16 protein-coding genes and 1 pseudogene are annotated in these 18,669 nt (G+C 61.5%); 12 read left to right on the forward strand and 5 right to left on the reverse strand.

Annotated elements, in window-relative coordinates:
- From H6B10_RS04735 to H6B10_RS04765, 7 genes and pseudogenes are all read left to right on the forward strand, one after another.
- A pseudogene (locus H6B10_RS04735) lies at window positions 1-191 on the forward strand (argininosuccinate lyase); the annotation flags it as partial.
- A 19-nt stretch (window positions 192-210) separates the two neighbouring features.
- The gene (argC, locus tag H6B10_RS04740; RefSeq protein ID WP_204650266.1) at window positions 211-1,152 is read left to right on the forward strand and encodes an N-acetyl-gamma-glutamyl-phosphate reductase; all 942 of its coding nucleotides are present in this window, start codon (window positions 211-213) and stop codon (window positions 1,150-1,152) included.
- Between the two features lie 45 nt (window positions 1,153-1,197).
- Entirely contained in the window at window positions 1,198-2,418 is a 1,221-nt protein-coding gene (argJ, locus tag H6B10_RS04745) for a bifunctional glutamate N-acetyltransferase/amino-acid acetyltransferase ArgJ (RefSeq protein WP_204650306.1), read from the forward strand.
- Between the two features lie 20 nt (window positions 2,419-2,438).
- Window positions 2,439-3,293, forward strand: a complete 855-nt coding sequence (argB, locus tag H6B10_RS04750; protein ID WP_204650269.1) for an acetylglutamate kinase — start codon at window positions 2,439-2,441, stop codon at window positions 3,291-3,293.
- 14 nt (window positions 3,294-3,307) lie between these two features.
- Window positions 3,308-4,486 carry an aspartate aminotransferase family protein gene (locus H6B10_RS04755; protein WP_204650272.1) on the forward strand — a complete coding sequence of 393 codons (1,179 nt, stop codon included), beginning with the start codon at window positions 3,308-3,310 and terminating at the stop codon, window positions 4,484-4,486.
- Window positions 4,486-5,397 (forward strand): ornithine carbamoyltransferase, encoded by a 912-nt coding sequence (gene argF, locus H6B10_RS04760; RefSeq protein WP_204650274.1) that lies wholly within the window; start codon window positions 4,486-4,488, stop codon window positions 5,395-5,397. The genes H6B10_RS04755 and argF overlap by 1 nt, the downstream gene beginning before the upstream one ends.
- Window positions 5,398-5,594: 197 nt before the next feature.
- Window positions 5,595-6,590 (forward strand): aldo/keto reductase, encoded by a 996-nt coding sequence (locus H6B10_RS04765; RefSeq protein ID WP_204650277.1) that lies wholly within the window; start codon window positions 5,595-5,597, stop codon window positions 6,588-6,590.
- A gap of 37 nt (window positions 6,591-6,627) precedes the next feature.
- Here the strand turns inward: H6B10_RS04765 and H6B10_RS04770 are convergent, their stop codons facing one another.
- The 3 genes from H6B10_RS04770 to H6B10_RS04780 form a co-directional block, all read right to left on the reverse strand.
- Complete coding sequence (locus H6B10_RS04770; protein ID WP_204650279.1) at window positions 6,628-7,284, reverse strand: hypothetical protein; 657 nt, start codon at window positions 7,282-7,284, stop codon at window positions 6,628-6,630.
- A 100-nt stretch (window positions 7,285-7,384) separates the two neighbouring features.
- Window positions 7,385-7,567, reverse strand: coding sequence for a hypothetical protein (locus tag H6B10_RS04775; RefSeq protein WP_204650282.1), 183 nt, complete (start codon window positions 7,565-7,567; stop codon window positions 7,385-7,387).
- A gap of 3 nt (window positions 7,568-7,570) precedes the next feature.
- Window positions 7,571-8,323: a hypothetical protein gene (locus H6B10_RS04780; protein ID WP_204650285.1), complete on the reverse strand. Its 753-nt coding sequence runs from the start codon at window positions 8,321-8,323 to the stop codon at window positions 7,571-7,573.
- 160 nt (window positions 8,324-8,483) lie between these two features.
- On the opposite strand from H6B10_RS04780, the gene H6B10_RS04785 reads away from it, so the two are divergent.
- The 4 genes from H6B10_RS04785 to H6B10_RS04800 all read left to right on the forward strand — a co-directional run bounded on the left by H6B10_RS04785 (window position 8,484) and on the right by H6B10_RS04800 (window position 14,145).
- Entirely contained in the window at window positions 8,484-9,797 is a 1,314-nt protein-coding gene (locus H6B10_RS04785; protein WP_204650288.1) for a hypothetical protein, read from the forward strand.
- A gap of 29 nt (window positions 9,798-9,826) precedes the next feature.
- Window positions 9,827-10,522 carry an L-ribulose-5-phosphate 4-epimerase gene (locus H6B10_RS04790; protein ID WP_204650291.1) on the forward strand — a complete coding sequence of 232 codons (696 nt, stop codon included), beginning with the start codon at window positions 9,827-9,829 and terminating at the stop codon, window positions 10,520-10,522.
- 388 nt (window positions 10,523-10,910) lie between these two features.
- Complete coding sequence (gene pckA, locus H6B10_RS04795; protein ID WP_204650294.1) at window positions 10,911-12,515, forward strand: phosphoenolpyruvate carboxykinase (ATP); 1,605 nt, start codon at window positions 10,911-10,913, stop codon at window positions 12,513-12,515.
- A 157-nt stretch (window positions 12,516-12,672) separates the two neighbouring features.
- Window positions 12,673-14,145: a hypothetical protein gene (locus tag H6B10_RS04800; protein WP_204650297.1), complete on the forward strand. Its 1,473-nt coding sequence runs from the start codon at window positions 12,673-12,675 to the stop codon at window positions 14,143-14,145.
- 86 nt (window positions 14,146-14,231) lie between these two features.
- Here the strand turns inward: H6B10_RS04800 and H6B10_RS04805 are convergent, their stop codons facing one another.
- Both H6B10_RS04805 and H6B10_RS04810 read right to left on the reverse strand, forming a co-directional pair.
- On the reverse strand, window positions 14,232-16,373 hold the full coding sequence (locus tag H6B10_RS04805; protein ID WP_204650300.1) for an ATP-dependent helicase: 2,142 nt from the start codon (window positions 16,371-16,373) through the stop codon (window positions 14,232-14,234).
- Window positions 16,374-16,386: 13 nt separating this feature from the next.
- Window positions 16,387-17,235 carry a class I SAM-dependent methyltransferase gene (locus tag H6B10_RS04810; RefSeq protein WP_204650303.1) on the reverse strand — a complete coding sequence of 283 codons (849 nt, stop codon included), beginning with the start codon at window positions 17,233-17,235 and terminating at the stop codon, window positions 16,387-16,389.
- A 295-nt stretch (window positions 17,236-17,530) separates the two neighbouring features.
- Between H6B10_RS04810 and H6B10_RS04815 the strand changes: the two genes are divergently transcribed.
- The coding region (locus H6B10_RS04815; protein WP_243427260.1) for a S1C family serine protease at window positions 17,531-18,669 on the forward strand (1,139 nt) is incomplete at its 3' end.

Here is an 18,669-nt window from a genome sequence, read left to right on the forward strand (position 1 = left end):
TTGCCGCCGACAAAACGCTGGAAGAACTGACCCTGGACGAGTTCAAGCAGTACAGTGATCTGTTTGAGGAAGATGTGTACCATGCCATCGACCTGACCACCTGCTGCGAGGGCCGCACCAGCTACGGCGGCCCCACCAAGGCCAGCGTGCTCAAGCAGATCGAACTGGTAAAAGAAAAACTCCAAGCCTAACAAAGAAACAGGTGTTTTTGTGGCAAAGTATAAGATTTTTGTGGATGGTTCCGCCGGTACCACCGGCCTGCGCATTGCCGACCGGCTGGCCGCCCGCCCGGAATTTGAAATCCTGACCATCTCGGAGGCTGACCGCAAGGACGTGCATGCCCGGGCTGCCGTCATCAACGAGAGTGACCTCTCCTTCCTCTGCCTGCCGGACGATGCCGCCCGGGAGGTGGTGCCGCTGCTGCGGCCCGATGTCCGTGTGCTGGACACCTCCACCGCCCACCGTACCAACCCCGACTGGCTCTACGGCCTGCCGGAACTGGGCGATACCCGGGCCAGGCTGCCCGCCGCCACCCGCGTGGCGGTGCCGGGCTGCCACGCCACCGGGTTTATCGCCCCGGTGGCCCCGCTGGTGGAAAAGGGCCTGCTGCCCAAAAATCTGCATCTGAACTGCTACAGCCTGACCGGCTATTCCGGCGGCGGCAAAAAGATGATCGCCGAATATGAGGCCCCCCGGGAGAACGTGGCCCTGAACGCCCCGCGCCCCTACGGGCTGGCGCTGCACCACAAGCACCTGCCGGAAATGAAAACCATCACGGGGTTGGAATGTGCGCCCAACTTCGTGCCCATTGTGGCGGATTACTACGCCGGTATGGAAACCATGATCCCCCTGGATCTGGAAGCCCTGGGCCTGACCGCCGCCCAGGTGGCCGATACATTGGCCACCTACTATGCCGGAGCCAAAATGATCTCGGTACACCCCTTGTGCGAGGGGACCGACGGCGGATTCCTGGCGTCCAACAAACTGGCCGGGTCCGACCGGCTGGAAATTTTCTGCCTGACCAACCCCGAAGGCACCCAGATGCAGCTGATCAGCCTGTTTGACAATCTGGGCAAAGGTTCCTCGGGCGCGGCGGTGCAGTGCATGAACCTGATGCTGGGACTGGACGAATGTGCGGGTCTGGCCCTGTAAACGAATAGATCGTGGAAAGTGAGAGAGAGGAAAAGAGCCATGGAAATGTTTCAGCCTGTTGCGGGCGGTGTCTGTGCCGCCAAAGGTTTTTCGGCCGCGGGTGTGCACTGCGGCATCCGGCGCAACCATTCCAAGCTGGATCTTGCGCTGATCAAAGCGGACGTGCGCTGTGCGGGCGCCGGCTGCTACACCACCAATAAGGTTTACGGCGCCCCCATCACGGTGGACCGGGAACATCTGCAGGACGGCTACGCCCAGGCCATTCTTGTGAACAGCGGCAACGCCAACACCTGCGCCCCCAATGGCATCCAGCTGGCCAAGGATACCTGTGACCTGGTGGCTAAGGCCCTGGGCATCGACGCCAAAGACGTACTGCCTTCCTCCACCGGTGTCATCGGTCAGGCCATGGAGCTGGCTCCTTTTGAAAAGGGCATCCCCGAAGCCGCCGCCAAGCTGGCTGCCACCGAAGCAGGCAGCCACGACGCCGCCACCGCCATCATGACCACCGATACCCACCCCAAGGAGTACGCGGTGGCCTTCACCATCGGCGGTAAGACCTGCCACATCGGTGCCATGGCAAAAGGCTCCGGCATGATCCACCCCAATATGGCCACCATGCTGCTGTTCATGACCACCGACGCCAAGGTGGAGCCTGCCCTGCTGCAGAAGGCGCTGTCCACCGTGGTGCCGGCTACCTTCAACCAGATCTCGGTGGACGGCGATACCTCCACCAACGATACGGTGCTGCTGCTGGCTTCCGGCCTGGCCGGGGCCGAAGTGCTGCCCGATACCGCTGACTACGATACCTTTGTGGCGGCTCTCACCGCCGTGGCGGAGCACCTCTGCCGGGAACTGGCCGCCGACGGCGAAGGCGCCACCAAGCTGCTGGAATGTACCGTCACCGGTGCGCCGGACCTGGCCACCGCCCGCGCCGTTTCCAAGAGCGTCATCCACTCCACCCTCTTCAAGGCTGCCATGTTCGGCGCCGATGCCAACTGGGGCCGGGTACTCTGCGCCATTGGCTACACCCCCGGGGACTTTGATATCTCCAAGACCGCCGTGCGGCTCAAGAGCCGGGCAGGGGAGGTCTTCGTCTGCGAGAACGCCGCTTACCACCCCTACAGCGAGGAGGAAGCTGCCAAGGTCCTGAAAGAGGACGAGATCGAGATTCTGGTGGACCTGGGCTGCGGCGATGTGACCGCCAAGGCCTGGGGCTGTGACCTGACTTACGACTACGTGAAGATCAACGGCGACTACCGCACCTGAAAAGCAAAGGGGACAGGTTCATGAAAAACGAACAGATGGCGCTGCTTTTCAGCGAAGCAACGCCTTATATCCAGAAATACCACGGCAAAACGCTGGTCATCAAGTACGGCGGCAACGCCATGGTCAATGACAAGCTGAAACTGGCCGTCATGAACGACCTGGTCACCCTGACGCTGCTGGGCGTGCGGGTGGTGCTGGTCCACGGGGGCGGCCCCGCCATCAACCAGATGCTCAAAAAAGTGGGCAAGGAATCCAAGTTTGTGGGCGGCCTGCGTTACACCGACGAAGAAACCATGGGCATTGTCCAGCAGGTGCTGGCGGGCCAGGTGAACAAGGACCTGGTGGCCCTGCTCAAGGGCCGCGGCGTCGGCCTTTGCGGCATGGACGGCCATATGATCACCTGCTCCCGCAAGGCGGATGTGGACCTGGGCTATGTGGGCGAGATCGAGCGGGTGGACACCACTTTGATCGACCACCTGCTGGCGGACAGCTTTATCCCGGTGATCGCCACCGTGGGCATGGACGGCAACGGCGTACCCTACAACATCAACGCCGATACCGCTGCCGCGGAAATCGCCATTGCCCTCCACGCCGAAAAGCTGGTGAGCATGACCGATATTGTGGGCCTGCTCTACGACAAGGACGACGAGTCCACCCTGATCCCGGAGGTGGAAGTTTCCGAGATCGAGGGTTACAAACAGGCGGGGGTCATTGCCGGGGGCATGCTGCCCAAGATCGAAGGCATGGCCGAAGCCATCTACAAGGGCGTACACGAAGCCGTCATCATCGACGGCCGGGTGCCCCATTCCATTTTGCTGGAAATGTTCTCTGACCGCGGCGCGGGCACCATGTTCTACCGCCGCGGCAATCGCTGAAAGGAGGCTTTGCCATGGATACCCGGTCCATTATGCAGCGGGATGACGCCCATGTGCTGCACACCTACGGCCGCAGCCCGGTGGCGCTGGTCAGCGGCGCCGGTATGGTCGCCGTGGATGCCGAGGGCAAACAGTATCTGGACTTTACCTCGGGCATCGGGGTCAACGCCCTGGGGTTCTGCCACCCGGCCTGGGTGGCAGCGGTAAGCGCCCAGGCAGGCACGCTGCAGCATACCTCCAACCTGTATTACACCGAACCCTGCGGCGCCCTGGCGGAAGAGATCTGCCGCCGCACCGGTCTGGATGCGGTGTTCTTCGGCAACTCCGGCGCCGAGGCCAACGAGGGGGCCATCAAAGCCGCCCGCAAATACAGCGTGGATACCTATGGCCCGGAGCGCAACAAGGTGCTGACGCTGGTCAACTCCTTCCACGGCCGTACCCTGGCTACCCTGACTGCCACCGGCCAGGATGTGTTCCACCACGATTTCGGGCCTTTCCCGGAGCGGTTCGGTTACATACCTGCCGGGGACTTTGCCGCCCTGGAAGCTGCTGCCGACAGCGAAACCTGCGCCCTGATGCTGGAACTGGTCCAGGGCGAGGGCGGTGTGGTAGCCCTGGACAAAGACTATGTGGCCAAAGTGGCCGCGTTCTGCAAGGAACGGGACATTCTGCTGGTGGTGGACGAAGTCCAGACCGGCGTGGGCCGTACCGGTACCTTCCTGGCCTGCGAGCAGTTTGACCTGCATCCGGATATCGTCACCCTGGCCAAGGGCCTGGGCGGCGGTCTGCCCATCGGCGCGGTGGTCATGAACCGCAAGGTGGCCGACCACATGGGCCCCGGCAGCCACGGTTCCACCTTTGGGGGTAACCCGGTGGCCTGTGCGGGGGCATTGGCGGTGATGAAGGAACTCACCGACGACCTGCTGGCAAAGGACCGTGCCCTGGCCGAAACCCTGCGGGCAGGCCTCAAGACCCTGCCCCATGTAACGGAAGTCAGCGGTCTGGGCCTGATGGTGGGCATTGCGCTGGAAGAGGGGATTGCCGCCGCCGCGGTGCGTACCGCTTGTGAGCAGGCGGGGCTGCTGGTACTCACGGCCAAGACCCGCATCCGGCTGCTGCCGCCGCTGATCCTGACGCAGGAGGACGTGGACAAGGCCCTCGCCATTCTGCGCACCGTGTTGGAGAAACTGTGATGAAACATCTGTTGAAACTGGGCGGCCTTACCCGGGAGGAGATTCTGCACGTCCTGGATGTGGCCGATGAATACAAGCGCCTGCACAGACAAGGCACCGACCCCAAGGATTTACAAGGCAAGGCCATTGCCCTGATGTTTGCCAAGCATTCCACCCGGACCCGTACCAGCCTGGAGGTGGGCATCTACCAGATGGGCGGCCTGGGCACTTACTTAAGCGCCAACGATCTGCAGACTGCCCGGGGCGAACCTATTCAGGATACCGCCCGGGTCTTGGGCCGGTACTATGACGCCATCGTCTGCCGTACCTACAAGCAGACCGATCTGGATGCCCTGGCCCAGTACAGCGGGGTGCCGGTGGTGTCCGGTATGACCGATTATGCCCATCCCCTGCAGGTACTCACCGACCTGATGACGGTACGGGAGTACAAGGGCAGGCTGGAAGGGCTGCGGGTTGGCTTTATCGGGGACGGCTACAACATGGCCAACAGCCTGATCGTGGGGTGTCTGGCTGTGGGCATGCAGGTCACGGTGGCCTGCCCCAAGGGATATCGCCCGGCGGCCGATGTGCTGATGCAGGCAAAGGGGTACGGCGATGCCTTCAAGCTGGTCACCGACCCGGACGAAGCGGCCCGGGATGCCGATGTACTGTTTACCGATGTGTGGGTGAGCATGGGCATGGAGCGGGAAACCGAGCGCCGCCAACGGGATTTTACCGGCTATACCCTGGACACTGCCCGCATGGCACTGGCCAAACCCGATTGTATGGTGCAGCATCCGCTGCCGGCGCACCGGGGCGAGGAAATCGCCACCGATGTGTTTGAGCAGCACGCCGATGAAATCTTTGAGGAAGCGGAAAACCGCCTGCATGTGGAAAAAGCCGTCCTGGCCATTCTGCTGGCCGGCAAATGACGGGGGCTGTTCCTTCTTTGCAAAGAAGGAACCGAAGAAATTCCCAACAAAAATCTCCTGTGGGGGCATCGCCCCCGCAGGAGATTTTTTATGAGAGTTCTTTTGGTTCTTTTCTTGCAAGAAAAGAACAACACCCCCGCTTGACCGGCCGCACGGCAGAGGGTACAATGAGGAAAACAAGACAGGAGGTACCCACTATGTACCAGGCAGCTTCCCAACGTTACGATACCATGCCCTACCGTCGCTGCGGCCGCAGCGGCCTGCGCCTGCCCGCGGTCTCGCTGGGACTTTGGCACAATTTCGGTGACACCACCCCCTACGAAACCATGCGTGCCATGTGCCGTACGGCCTTCGACCACGGCATCACCCACTTTGACCTGGCCGACAACTACGGCCCCGAACCCGGCGCCGCCGAGCGGAACTTCGGCCGCATTTTGCGGGAGGATTTCCGCCCCTACCGGGACGAACTGATCATCTCCACCAAGGCCGGGTATCTGATGTGGGACGGCCCCTACGGGGACTGGGGCAGCCGCAAACATCTGCTGGCCGGGCTGGACCAGAGCCTGAAACGCATGGGCCTGGATTACGTGGATATCTTCTACCACCACCGCATGGACCCCGCCACCCCGCTGGAAGAAACCATGGAAGCACTGGCCCAGGCGGTGCGCAGCGGCAAGGCACTGTATGTGGGTCTTTCCAACTATGACGGTCCCACGCTGGAAAAGGCCGCGGCCATTCTGGATGAACTGCACTGCCCCTTTGTGCTGTGCCAGAACCGGTATTCCATGCTGGACCGGAACGTGGAGGAAAACGGCCTGAAAGAAGCGGCCGTACAGGCAGGCCGGGGACTGATCACCTTCAGCCCGCTGGCCCAGGGACGCCTCACTGACCGGTACCTCCATGGTATCCCGGCAGACAGCCGCATCCGTACCGACGGGCGCTACCTGAAAGAAAAGGACATTACCCCCGAACTGGTGCAGAAAATCTCCGCACTGAACGAGATGGCGGCCCGGCGCGGCCAGACCCTGGCGGAAATGGCGCTTGCCTGGCTGCTGGCACAGCCGGCGGTGACCAGTGTGCTGATCGGCGCCTCCCGCCCGGAACAGATTCTGGATAACATCAAAGCGGTGGAAAATACCACCTTTACCCCCGACGAATGGGAAGAAATCGACCGTATCTGCGGCGCGGAATAAAAAAGACTCCTGCGGTTTGACCGCAGGAGTTTTTGTTTTATTCGCAGGAACGCAAGATCAGCTCCATGCCGCCGCTGCCCCAGCCGAAATCTCCCACCGCATAGCCCCGTTCCAGTACGCGGGGCAGTGCCGGGTCATTCAGGTGCAGGCGGCGGTAGGGTTCGCGCCAGTGGGGCAGTCCCCGGGCAGAAAAAATCAGCATGTTGGCACCGGCCATGGGCCGCACCCCGCGCAGGGTCAGCCCGGCCGAAAGATACTGGGCGCACAGATCCTCGCAGCGGGGCAGATGGTCCGGGTCCAGCGGCTGCACGGCCCACACATGGTAGCTGGCATAGCGGGTGGTGGCCATCCGCAGCGCTGTGCGCAAAAACTGGCGCAGCTGGGTATAATGTTCCCGCAGCAGGGGCGGGGTCAGTACAGCCCCCTGCCCGTCGGCACCGTAGCCCGCGGCGCGCAGGCTGGCGGGCAGTACCGATTCATCATACAGCGGCAGCAGAGCCGCTGCGGCCTGCAGGGCGGCAGTGCCCGCAAAATCTCCCAGAATGCGCCCGGCTTCCAGGGCGGGGCGCAGGGCGTCCAGGGGCAGCAGGGGCAGGCTGCCGCCGTCGCACAAAAGGCGCAGTGCTTCCCGGTGTACGGGCAGCAGCGGTTGAATGTTCCAGGTGGTGGCGGTTCGTTCCAGAGTTTGCAGCATAGATTTGGTCCCTTCCTAAGTAAAAGTGATACGGGACTATTGTACGAAAAACGACCCGCCGAAACTGCCGAAACAGGGCGGGCCGAAAAGGCAAATCTCTTTACTTGCGGGGGGACTGGGGCGTGGTGCCGGGTTGGGGGCGGCGCACCAGTTCCTCAAAACTGCGGTTGGCCGTAAAGCAGCGGTGATAGGGATTGTCGGGCAGCGGCGTCTGTGGGGGCGGGGACTGGGGCGGCTTGCGCAGCCGCCGCAGATAGGCCCGCAGCCGGGGCGAAGCGCGCATGGCTTATTCCTCCGCCACGGTGGATACCGCGCCGGCAGTCAGGGTGTTCCATATCGCTTCGTCGGCGGTATAGGCTTCGGGAATCTCCTCGTTCCAGTTGCCCCGGAAGGCCACATACACAGGGGTCATCAGCTCCTGATTGGGCAGTTCGTTGCCTGCATCATCCACATAGGTGCTGCAGGTGCCCAGGTCCAGGCCGGTCAGCACCGGGCAGTCGGTCCAGCGGTAGACCATTTTTTGCCAGTCACCGGCTTCCCCGTCCGGGGGCAGCGTGCCGTCCAGATACCGCAGGGCCATGGTCTGTTCCTGGAACCCGGCGGGGTCGGCCAGCAGATAAATGTACAGGTCGCTGCCGTCGGCCAGTTCGGCGCTCAGCTGGGTAAGCCCGGCCATCTGCATATAGGGGTCGGTGTTGTCGTTTTCGGAATCATAGTTGACGTTGAACTGCTTGACCTGCACGATCACTTCCCCGTCGCCGTTGCGGTCGGTGCAGTAGGGGGTCAGGGCCTCCTGCAGGGCTTCCACGGTATCGGTGGGCATCGAAGCGGGGCCCACGTAGGCTACCTGCAAGTCGGGGTCTACCTGGGAAAGCATATCGTGGGCGATCCAGGCAATCAATACAATAATGATCGCCACCAAGGCTACGATCATTTTGTGGTAGTGCCACCAGTTGGCGGCTTTCTCTTTTTTGGTGTATTCGCGCGGGGGCGGTTCGGGGGTATACTGTTCATCGGTGGATTTGGTGACCCATGCCATAGGAAAGACAACTCCTTTATTTTGCGATTTTTCTATTGTACCACAAATCCCGGGGCAATTTGTAAACTTATTTTAACACAGCCTTGAAAACCTTGTATAAAATCGGTATCATTAAAGAAAGATTGGAATTCCACCGAACCGTGGAGAGGACGGTGCCTGTATGGAAAAAAACACCCTGCTGCTGCGTGACACCGAGGCGTTTATGCGCGGTGAACTGGATAACGTCACGGTGGCGGACGGCTGCATCGTGCTGGACCTTGTACAGGGCAGTTACGTGCCCTACGGCTGTTATACCAGCGCGCCTATTCCCATGCCGCTGTTTGATGCGCTTTGGGTCAGCTGGAATGCGGTTTCGCCCTCCGGCACCGCAGTGGAAGCCCAGGCCCGTGTGCTGGTGGACGGCAACTGGACGGCCTGGATCAGTTTTGGCAAATGGAGCCCCTACCTGCGCCGGGAAGGCGTGCCCATGCAGGAGCGCGGTCCGCTGCGCGTGGGGGCCGATATGGTGCGGTTGGAAAGCAAACGTGCCACCCAGGCACAGCTGCGCATCTATCTGTATACCAAATTTGAAAAGATCACCCCCGCTGTGCGGCTGCTGGGGGCCAGTGTACGGGCTACCGGGGTCATTCCGGCCCGGGGACGGCCTGTGAACCGCGGCCTGCACCTGATGCCCTATGTGGTGCCCCGGCGCGCTCCGGCGCTGCGGTCCTGGATGGATCTGGCTATCAGCCTGGTCAGCCTGACCAACCGCTGGGGCGCGGACCTGCTGCCCGAAGAATTTGCCCAGGCCCTGCGGGACTGGCGTACCCCGGACGGCCAGGATGTACGCAACCTGGGCTTTGCGGCGGCGGCTGCCGGTTGCTGGGGATTCCCCACCTGGGTGGCCTGGTGCGGCCTTGGCACCCTGCGGGAGGAAGCCCGGCAGGGGTACGGCACCGTGGTGGCGCTGGATTCCACCCCGGCACAGGTGGCCGCAGGCTGGCCGGAACGGCGGTATGTGTCGGTGCGGGGATTCAGCACCACGGGCGGTACGCCCCAGGTGCTGCTGTGTGACCCCTGGGCCGGGGAACAGGACTTTGACGCCGAAACCCAGATGCCGCTGGATGATTTCCTGGTGGCGTGGGATAATGTGGCGCTGCTGATGCGCCCCAGCAAGGTGGACGACAAACATAAAGGGCCTGCCCGCGGCAGCGTGTGGGTGCGCCCGGCGGGCGCTACGGCCCCGGGCATTTTCCGCTTTTATATCAACGGCGAAGCGCACCTGCTGGGGGATGATTTCTGCGAAAACGGCGGTGTGCTGGCCTGGAGCGTCCCCGATGAACGGCCCCATGCCACTACCGCCCACCGCACCTTCCATTTTGTGGAACCGGAACTGGGCGGCCTGCGGCTGGAAGCAGGAGAAAAGCCGCAGAAATATACCGTGTATGCCATCGATACGGCGGGCAGCATGCTCGTCGGGGAAGTGACGCTCTGAAAAAACACCCGGAAGGAGATTTGCCCGCTATGTTGGAAACCCTGCGCAAACAGGTCTATGAAGCCAATATGGAACTGCCCCGCCGGAACCTCGTGACCTATACCTGGGGCAATGTGTCGGGCATCGACCGGGAGAAAGGTCTGGTGGTCATCAAGCCCTCCGGTGTAGAATACGACGAACTGACGCCGGAAAATCTGGTGGTGCTGGATCTGGACGGCAACCGGGTGGAAGGAAAACTGAACCCTTCCAGCGATACCAAAACCCACCTGGAACTGTACAAGGCATTCCCCACGTTGGGCGGCATTGTGCACACTCACAGCCCCTACGCCGTAGCCTGGGCCCAGGCCGGGCAGGACATTCCCTGCTACGGCACCACCCACGCCGACTACTTCTACGGGGCGGTACCCTGTACCCGTCACCTGACCAAAGAGGAACTGGACGAGGACTACGAGAAGAACACCGGAAAAGTCATCATCGAGACCTTTACCGGCCGTGGCATCGACCCGGTGGCCGTGCCGGGGGTCATCTGCCGCAGCCACGGCCCCTTTACCTGGGGTAAGGACGCGGCCCAGGCCGTCTACCATGCCGCGGTGCTGGAAGAAGTGGCCAGAATGGCCCTGCTGACCCGTCAGGTAGACCCGGCCGCCGCCCCGGCCCCCCGGTATTTGCAGGACAAACACTATATGCGTAAGCACGGCCCCCATGCCTATTACGGACAAAAATAACCACAGACCGCCGCACCCGAAAGGGGAGCGGTGGTTTTGTTTTGCGCAGGAACAGGCAGAAGAGGTGCAAAGGGCAGGGGAAAAGCGGTTTGGAAAGGCCGCGGCTTTGCCGGAAAGAGTAGCCATAGGCGCCGTTCGGCGGCAGGGGAGATTTGCGGGCAGAAGGGCAAAAAAGGCGGAAAAACGCCGCAAACCCTGCCGAAAAGGGAAAAAAATCCAAAAAAGTAACAATTTTTTTAAAGTTTTTATTATTGCTTTTGGCAGTGAATCATGTATAATAAAGGTAACGTGGGGGACGAGGGCCGGAAGTCCTCCAACGCATCGGTCGGCGGCCCTGCCGGCCGCCGGACCGTCCCGGCCAAATGCATAGAGAAAGAGGTATAGTAACATGGCAAAGCTGGATCTTACCAAGTATGGCATCAGCGGCACGACCGAAATCGTGTACAACCCCTCTTATGACGAACTCTTCGCCGAAGAAACCAAGCCCGGTCTGGAAGGCTACGAGAAGGGCCAGGTCAGCGAGCTGGGCGCCGTCAACGTCATGACCGGCATCTACACCGGCCGTTCCCCCAAGGACAAGTTCATCGTCATGGACGAGAACTCCAAGGACACCGTGTGGTGGACTTCTGACGAGTACAAGAACGACAACAAGCCCGCTTCCAAGGAAGCCTGGGATGCCTGCAAGAAGCTGGCCATCAACGAGCTGTCCAACAAGCGTCTGTTCGTGGTAGACGCTTTCTGCGGCGCCAACAAGGATACCCGCATGGGCATCCGCTTCATCATGGAAGTGGCCTGGCAGGCACACTTCGTCAAGAACATGTTCATCCAGCCCACCGCTGAGGAACTGGAAAACTTCGAGCCCGACTTCGTGGTTTACAACGCTTCCAAGGCCAAGGTGGAGAACTACAAGGAACTGGGCCTGAACTCTGAGACTGCCGTTGTCTTCAACATCACCTCCCGTGAGCAGGTCATCCTGAACACCTGGTACGGCGGCGAGATGAAGAAGGGCATGTTCTCCATGATGAACTACTACCTGCCGCTGAAGGGCATTGCTTCCATGCACTGCTCCGCCAACACCGATATGAACGGCGAGAACACCGCCATCTTCTTCGGCCTGTCCGGCACCGGCAAGACCACCCTGTCCACCGACCCGAAGCGTCTGCTCATCGGTGACGACGAGCACGGCTGGGACGACAACGGCGTCTTCAACTTCGAAGGCGGCTGCTATGCCAAGGTCATCAACCTGGACAAGGACTCTGAGCCCGATATCTACAACGCCATCAAGCGCAACGCCCTGCTGGAGAACGTCACTCTGGACGAGAACGGCAAGATCGACTTCGACGACAAGAGCGTGACCGAGAACACCCGCGTTTCCTACCCCATCGATCACATCGAGAAGATCGTCCGTCCTGTCTCCGCCGCTCCCGCTGCGAAGAACGTCATCTTCCTGTCTGCTGATGCTTTCGGCGTTCTGCCCCCGGTTTCCATCCTGACTCCGGAGCAGACCGAGTACTACTTCCTGTCCGGCTTCACCGCCAAGCTGGCCGGCACCGAGCGCGGCATCACCGAGCCCACCCCGACCTTCTCTGCCTGCTTCGGCCAGGCCTTCCTGGAACTGCATCCCACCAAGTACGCTGAGGAACTGGTCAAGAAGATGCAGAAGTCCGGCGCCAAGGCTTACCTGGTCAACACCGGCTGGAACGGCACCGGCAAGCGCATCTCCATCAAGGATACCCGCGGCATCATCGACGCAATCCTGAGCGGCGCTATCAACGAAGCCCCCACCAAGACCATTCCTTACTTCAACTTCGAAGTTCCCACCGCTCTGCCCGGTGTCGATCCCGCGATCCTCGATCCTCGCGACACCTACGCCGATGCTGCTCAGTGGGATGAGAAGGCCAAGGATCTGGCTTCCCGCTTCCAGAAGAACTTCGTCAAGTACGAGAGCAACGAGGCCGGCAAGGCTCTGGTTGCCGCTGGTCCCCAGCTGTAAGCTGAACCACGTCGCCTGACGTAACAACAGCATAAGCAGCCGCCCCCCCCGCAAGCCGTAAGGCCGCGGGGGCGGTTTTTTTACATCTGATTGCCGGGTACAAAGGCCGGTTTTGTGTTATACTGGAAAAAAGACGCAAAAAAAGGTGGTGCGGATCATGACAACTTTCCCTGAAAACCTGCCCCGGTGGAACCAACGGCAAAAAAAGCGGCAGCGGCTGCAGCGGGTATCCGGTGTGGTGTTGCTGGCGGCCTCGGCAGGGGGCGCGGCGTTCTGGGGCAACCGGTTGTGGCCGGCGCGCGGGACCGGGTGGGTGGTCTGTGTACTGCTGGCGGCTGTGCCCCTGGCGCTCTGGCTGCTGCTGGACTGCCCCCCGCGGCGGGAGCAGCGCCCGGAAGAACTTGCGGTTTTTAACATGGACAAAGCAACGCCGGGCAGTGTGGTGCTGCTGGCGGTGACGTTGTTCTTCTGGCTGTATCTCCCGGAAGGGATGATCCGGACCGAAAACGGAAGCCTGCAGCTGGAAGGGTGGCTGGCAGAGTCACTTCTGGGGTTTGCCTGTATGGGGCTGGCGGTATACATGCTGGTGGCTTTCCGCAATGAGGTGCTGTTTGTGGCGCCGGACGGCAGTGTGGAGTGCTGGAATGTTCTGGGGCAGCACCGTCTGGTGGAGGAGCGTGCCGCAATGGTGCGTATCCGGCCGCTGCTGGGGCGCAGCTACGTCTGCGATGCGGCGGGCAATGTGCTGTATCACTTTGACCGCGGTATGATCAACACAGAGCCTTTGCTGGACTGGCTGCAGTCCCAGGGGGTAGCCAATACCGGCACCGAAATGCGCAGGCAGATAGCCGATCCCTGGCCCCGGGTACTTACCGTACTGGACTGGGACGAGGCGGACCGTACCCCGGTCCACCGGATGATGCCCTGGCTGCACCTGGTTGCCTGGCTGCCGCCGGTGATGTGCCAGCTCCAGTGGTGGTTACTGGTACGGGGAATGGCCGTAATGGGCCTGCAGCCGGCTTCGCTGCTGGCCTGTTGGTTGCCGCTGGCCTTTTTCGGGCTGTATTTCGCCTGGCCGCAGATCTTTGTGTGGAATCAGTACCCCGCAAAGCCGCGCCGCCGTGCACTGCGGCAGATCCTTGCCACCCCGGCCTGGCGGCGGATGCACGTCAGTCTGGGCTGGACGTTCCTGCCGGTCTTGGGCGCGTTGCTGTGGGCTGTATTGGAATCTATGGTGTTTCTGGTAAGCCACCCCTGGCGGCTGGCTGCGCTCTGTGTGGTACTGGGGGTGCTGCTGGCGGTGCTGTGCGAAAAGCGCCGCCCCCGCGCCCTGCACCGGGAGTGGCGGACCACGCTGGTGCTGGCGGTGCTGCTGGCCTTTCCCATGGGTTACAGCCTCAACCTGGCACTGACACGACCTGCTTTCCCGGACCAGGGAACCGTGCTGGAAGTCCGGGCGCCGGAAGCGGAGAACTACGCTACCGACGTACGATTCCTGTGGGAGGGGCAAGAACTGAGCGCTTCGCTGTATCAGGACCCCGCTGCTTTGCCCCGGCCGGGGGAGGAGATCGACCTCTGTGTACGGGAAAGCCTGCTGGGCATTCCGCTGGTATCGGTCTGCAGCGACTGAACCGGGGAGGAACCCGCCTTTCGGAAAAACTGCTGTGCAATTGCCAAAAACGCCCCGCTGCTTTTGGGCAGCGGGGCGTTTGGCGTTCAGGTTGTTTCGATGGGGTTCAGCAGATGATGTTCCGCCACCGTGGGGCCGTCCAGGCGGCGTACCTTTCCGTCGGCAAACTGAATGGTCAGGAACCTGCCGTGGATCTCGGTCACTGTGCCGCGGCCAAAAACCGCGTGTTCCACAGCGGTCCCCGGCTGGGAGAGTACCCCCAAGTCCACCGGCGGCAGTTTGGCGGCCGGTGCGGTAGCCGCCGGGGCGAACAGCCGGGTAATTTTATCCCGCAAACGGGGCGCTTCGGCGGCCTGGCGTTCCCGTTCGGCCCGGGCTTCCGGCAGGTTGAAGAGCACTTCCTGGGTAAAGGCAGACGGCATGGAGGCACAGTCAAACAATACCAGCCGGCGGCGCGCCCGGGTCATGGCTACATAGTATAGCCGCCGGTCCTCCTCGTATTGGTGGGTTTCTTCCGGGGTGCGGCAGCATACTTCGGGCTGGGCAGGCAGGATGCCGTCAAATGCATCCAGCAGTACCACGCTGTCATATTCCAGCCCCTTGCTGGAATGAATGGTGGAAAGGGTCAGGGGCGCGTCCTCCGGGTCCTGGTGGACTGCCAGCAGGCTGCGCAGTTCTTCCAGCCGCTTCAATAACCGGCCGGGGGTGTGCTCCCGGGCTGCCAGCAACCCCAGAATGGACAGTTTGCCGCTGTCCATTTTTTTCTGCTCCAGATAAGCACCATACCCCACACGGTCCCGCAGGGTTTCCAGTGCCTGGGCCGCGGTCTGGCGTGGGATCTGTTCCAGCCCTGCCTGCACATCTTCCAGCCCTTCCCGTACCCGGCGGCTTACCTCGGGGCAGCGCTGCAATTCGTCCACAATGGGACGGCCGCTGCGCAAACTCTGGGAACAGGCATACAGGGCGTGCCGACGGGCTACCGGCAGCCCCAGCTTGTAGTAAAGCCGCATGAACCGCTCGCTGTCGGAAGGGTTCTGGGCAAACAGCAAAAAGTCCGTTACGTCCAGCACGATTTTGTCGCTGAAAAAGGTCAGGTCACTTTTCTTGAACCGATAAGGCAGGCTGTTGCGCTCACACAGGTCGATCAGGGGCAGGGCACTTTCGTTGTTGCGGAACAGCACGGTCAGGGGGTCCCCCTGGCGCACCCGGTCAAACAGCCATTCGATCTGTTCTTCCCGGTGGCGGATACGTACAATCTCCAGGGGACCCTGGGAACCGCAGGTGGGGCGCATCACCTTGGGGCGGCGGTACCGGTTGCGGGCCACAAAATGGTTGGCGGCGTCCACAATTTCGCTCCCCGAACGGTAATTCTCTTCCATCAGCAGCACACGGGCCCCGGGCCACGCCTGCTCAAATTCCATCAATGCCTGGGGATAGGCCGCCCGGAACCCGTAGATACTCTGGTCCTCGTCGCCCACCATGAACAGGTTGCGGGACTTCTGGGCCAACAGGCGGATGATCTCGTGCTGGATCTTGGAGGTATCCTGGGATTCATCCACGCAGAAAAAGCGGTACTGCTCCTGGAACCGGGCCAGCACCGCCGGAACGGCCCGCAGAATTTGCAGGGCAAATACCATCTGGTCGTCGTAGTCCATCCAGCCCCGGCGCTTCAATTCGCTCTGGTAGCGGCTGTATAAATCGGGCAGATCGGGCAGGTCGGTTTCCAGGGCGGCAATGCCTTCTTCATCCAGGGCCATGTTCTTAATGTAGGTGATGGCCGTGCGCAGTTCCTTCAGGGTGCTTTCGGTGGGGTAATCGTCGCTTACCAGCTGGTAGATCTGGATCAGCAGCGGGGTCAGGTCGGATTCCCGGGTGATCAGCTGGGGCTGCTGGCGCTGGTAGCGGCGGCTGTAATACTGCAAAATCATGGCCGAAAGGCCATTGATGGTGCGGAACTGCATCCGCTCGGCCAGTTCGGCGCCAAACCGGGCGGCAAAGCGGCTGCGCATCTCCTGGGTGGCGGCTACGGTATAGGTCATGGTCAGGATCTGCTCCGGCGCAATACCGCAGCACTGGACCATATATCCCAGCCGGTTCACCAGCACGGTGGTTTTGCCGCTGCCCGGCACCGCCAGCAGCAGGACCGGACCTTCCACGGCGGTCACCGCCGCCCGCTGCTGGGGGTTGAACCCTTCCAGATACCGGGCGGCAAACTGTTGTTCCTCCAACGGGGCGAACCTCCTACTTTTTGATGATAAAACAGGGCAGCGGGGCGGTGTCGGCCCAGTTGGCAAATTCGCAGACCAACACCGTGTAACGGGTCAGCGGCAATGCCCGGAAAAACGCCAGCGCCGCTTCCTTTTCGCCGCTGCCGATGACCTGCCCGCTGTATAAAACCGCCGCCAGAATACCGCCCGGTTTCAGGGCGGTCAGGGCGGCTTGCAGGGCGGGGATACTGCCTTCCGCGGTGGAATGTACGTTGTGGGCAGCACCCGGCAGCCAGCCGAAATTGAATACCACGCAATCGGCGGAATTGGGCGCGGCAACTTCCCCCAGGCGGGCATGGTCCTGCCGTACGGCCCGGCCAATGCCATCCAGCCCGGCCTGTGCCAGCCGTGCGTTGGTGGCGTCCACCGCCTGCTGCTGAATGTCCAGGGCCAGTACCCGGCCGGAGGGTCCTGCCAGGCGGCACAAAAACTCCGTATCATGACCGTTGCCGCAGGTGGCATCGATGTACAGACCGCCCGGTGCCAGCCGCGCGGCCAAAAAATCATGGCAGAAGCCCACGGCGGAAAGGTCCGGCACCCGCCGCCGCACCAGACGGTCCCCGGCGGGCACAAAATCAAATTTGGTGGCCAGGGCCCGGGCGGCTTCTTCTTCGGGCAGTGCCGCAGTGAAATGGCTTTTCTGTTTGGGGTCCAACCCGCCGTTTTGCCGCAGCAGTTCTTTCAGCAGATAACTGCCATAGCCCCGCTGCCGCCAGGCAGGATCAATTTCTACCCACACATGGCCCGCTTCCAACCGGGCGGCGCCAATGGCGGTTTGTTCTTTGTATAATGTGTATTGGCAGCCTTCTTGGCGAATCTCCATGGTTGCACCCCTCCTTTCAACAGGATACAAGCCCGGGCAGGGTTTGTCAAGCACAGCCCCGGGGACGGTTCCCGAAGAGGGAAGCGGCGGAAAAACGGGATTGTGCCAAACCTTGCCAAAAGGCATCCAAAAATGATAAAATGTGTGAAAACGGGCGTCAAATGGGGCGAAAAAAGCTGGTTTTTCACATTCTTTTCACCCACAAGCGAAACCTATTTCACAATTCATGGGTATACTCTTAACCAGAGAAGGCAAAAAGGCCCCTCTCAAAAGAAAGCGGAAAGGAAGGACCCGTATGAGCAACGAATTTGATTACTCCGGGCTTTACAATCATACAACGGGCGAAGGCTCCCCGCAGGAGCAGTCCCCCGCACAAAATCCCGATACACAGAACACCCAGCAGCCGCAGGATGGCGGCTACCCCAACGTGGGCAGCAGCGGTATGAACACCGCCAACACGGCGCGCACCGATTATTCCACGCAGGATGCCCCTAACACGTCGGCCACCACCCCGCAAAGCGGTTACACCGGCGGCTACAACAACGCCGGGGCAGGGAACAACAACGGTTATACCAGCAGTTTCAGCGGCGGCAATGGCGGCAACGGCGGTTACAACGGATACAGCTACGCCAGCGCACCCCAGCAGCCCCCTCAGAAGCCTAAAAAGAAGTATAACCTGCTTCTGCGGGTACTGGCCTGTGTAGGCGTTGTGGCCCTGGGCTTCGGCAGCGGCTTGGGCGGCGCCATTGTGGCCACCCGTACCGGCCTGACCGGTAACCAGGTGGTGGTCCAGCAGGTGCAGCGTGATACCTCCGACGCCACGGCCACCAACAGCACTGACGGCACGACCATGAGCGTGCAGCAGATCGCGGCGGTGGTATCCCCCAGCGTGGTGGCCATTACCACCGAGCAGATGAGCGGCTCCCAGACCTGGTTTGGCGGCTACTACGTGCAGAGCGGTGCCGGTTCCGGCGTCATCATCAGCCAGGATGGTTATATCCTGACCTGCGCCCACGTGGTCAGCGGTGCCACCAGCGTGAAAGTGCAGCTGGATAATGGCGATACCTATGACGCAACCATCGTGGGTTCGGACAGCACCTCCGACATCGCGGTGATCAAGATCGAAGCTACCGGCCTGACCCCGGCGGTCATTGGCGACAGTGACGCCCTGGCCGTAGGTGAAACGGTCGTGGCGGTGGGCAACCCGCTGGGTACCCTGTCCAACAGCGTGACCGACGGCATCATCAGCGCCCTCAACCGTGAAGTTACGGTGGAAGACAACAACATGACCTTGCTGCAGACCGATGCTTCCATCAGTCCGGGCAACTCGGGTGGCGGTCTGTTCAACGCCAACGGGGAACTCATCGGCATCGTCAACGCCAAGAGCAGCTACTCCGAAGCCGAGGGCATCGGCTTTGCCATCCCCATCAATAC

Origin of the sequence: Gemmiger formicilis (assembly GCF_016901605.1) — a bacterium.
GTDB lineage: Bacteria > Bacillota > Clostridia > Oscillospirales > Ruminococcaceae > Gemmiger > Gemmiger formicilis_B.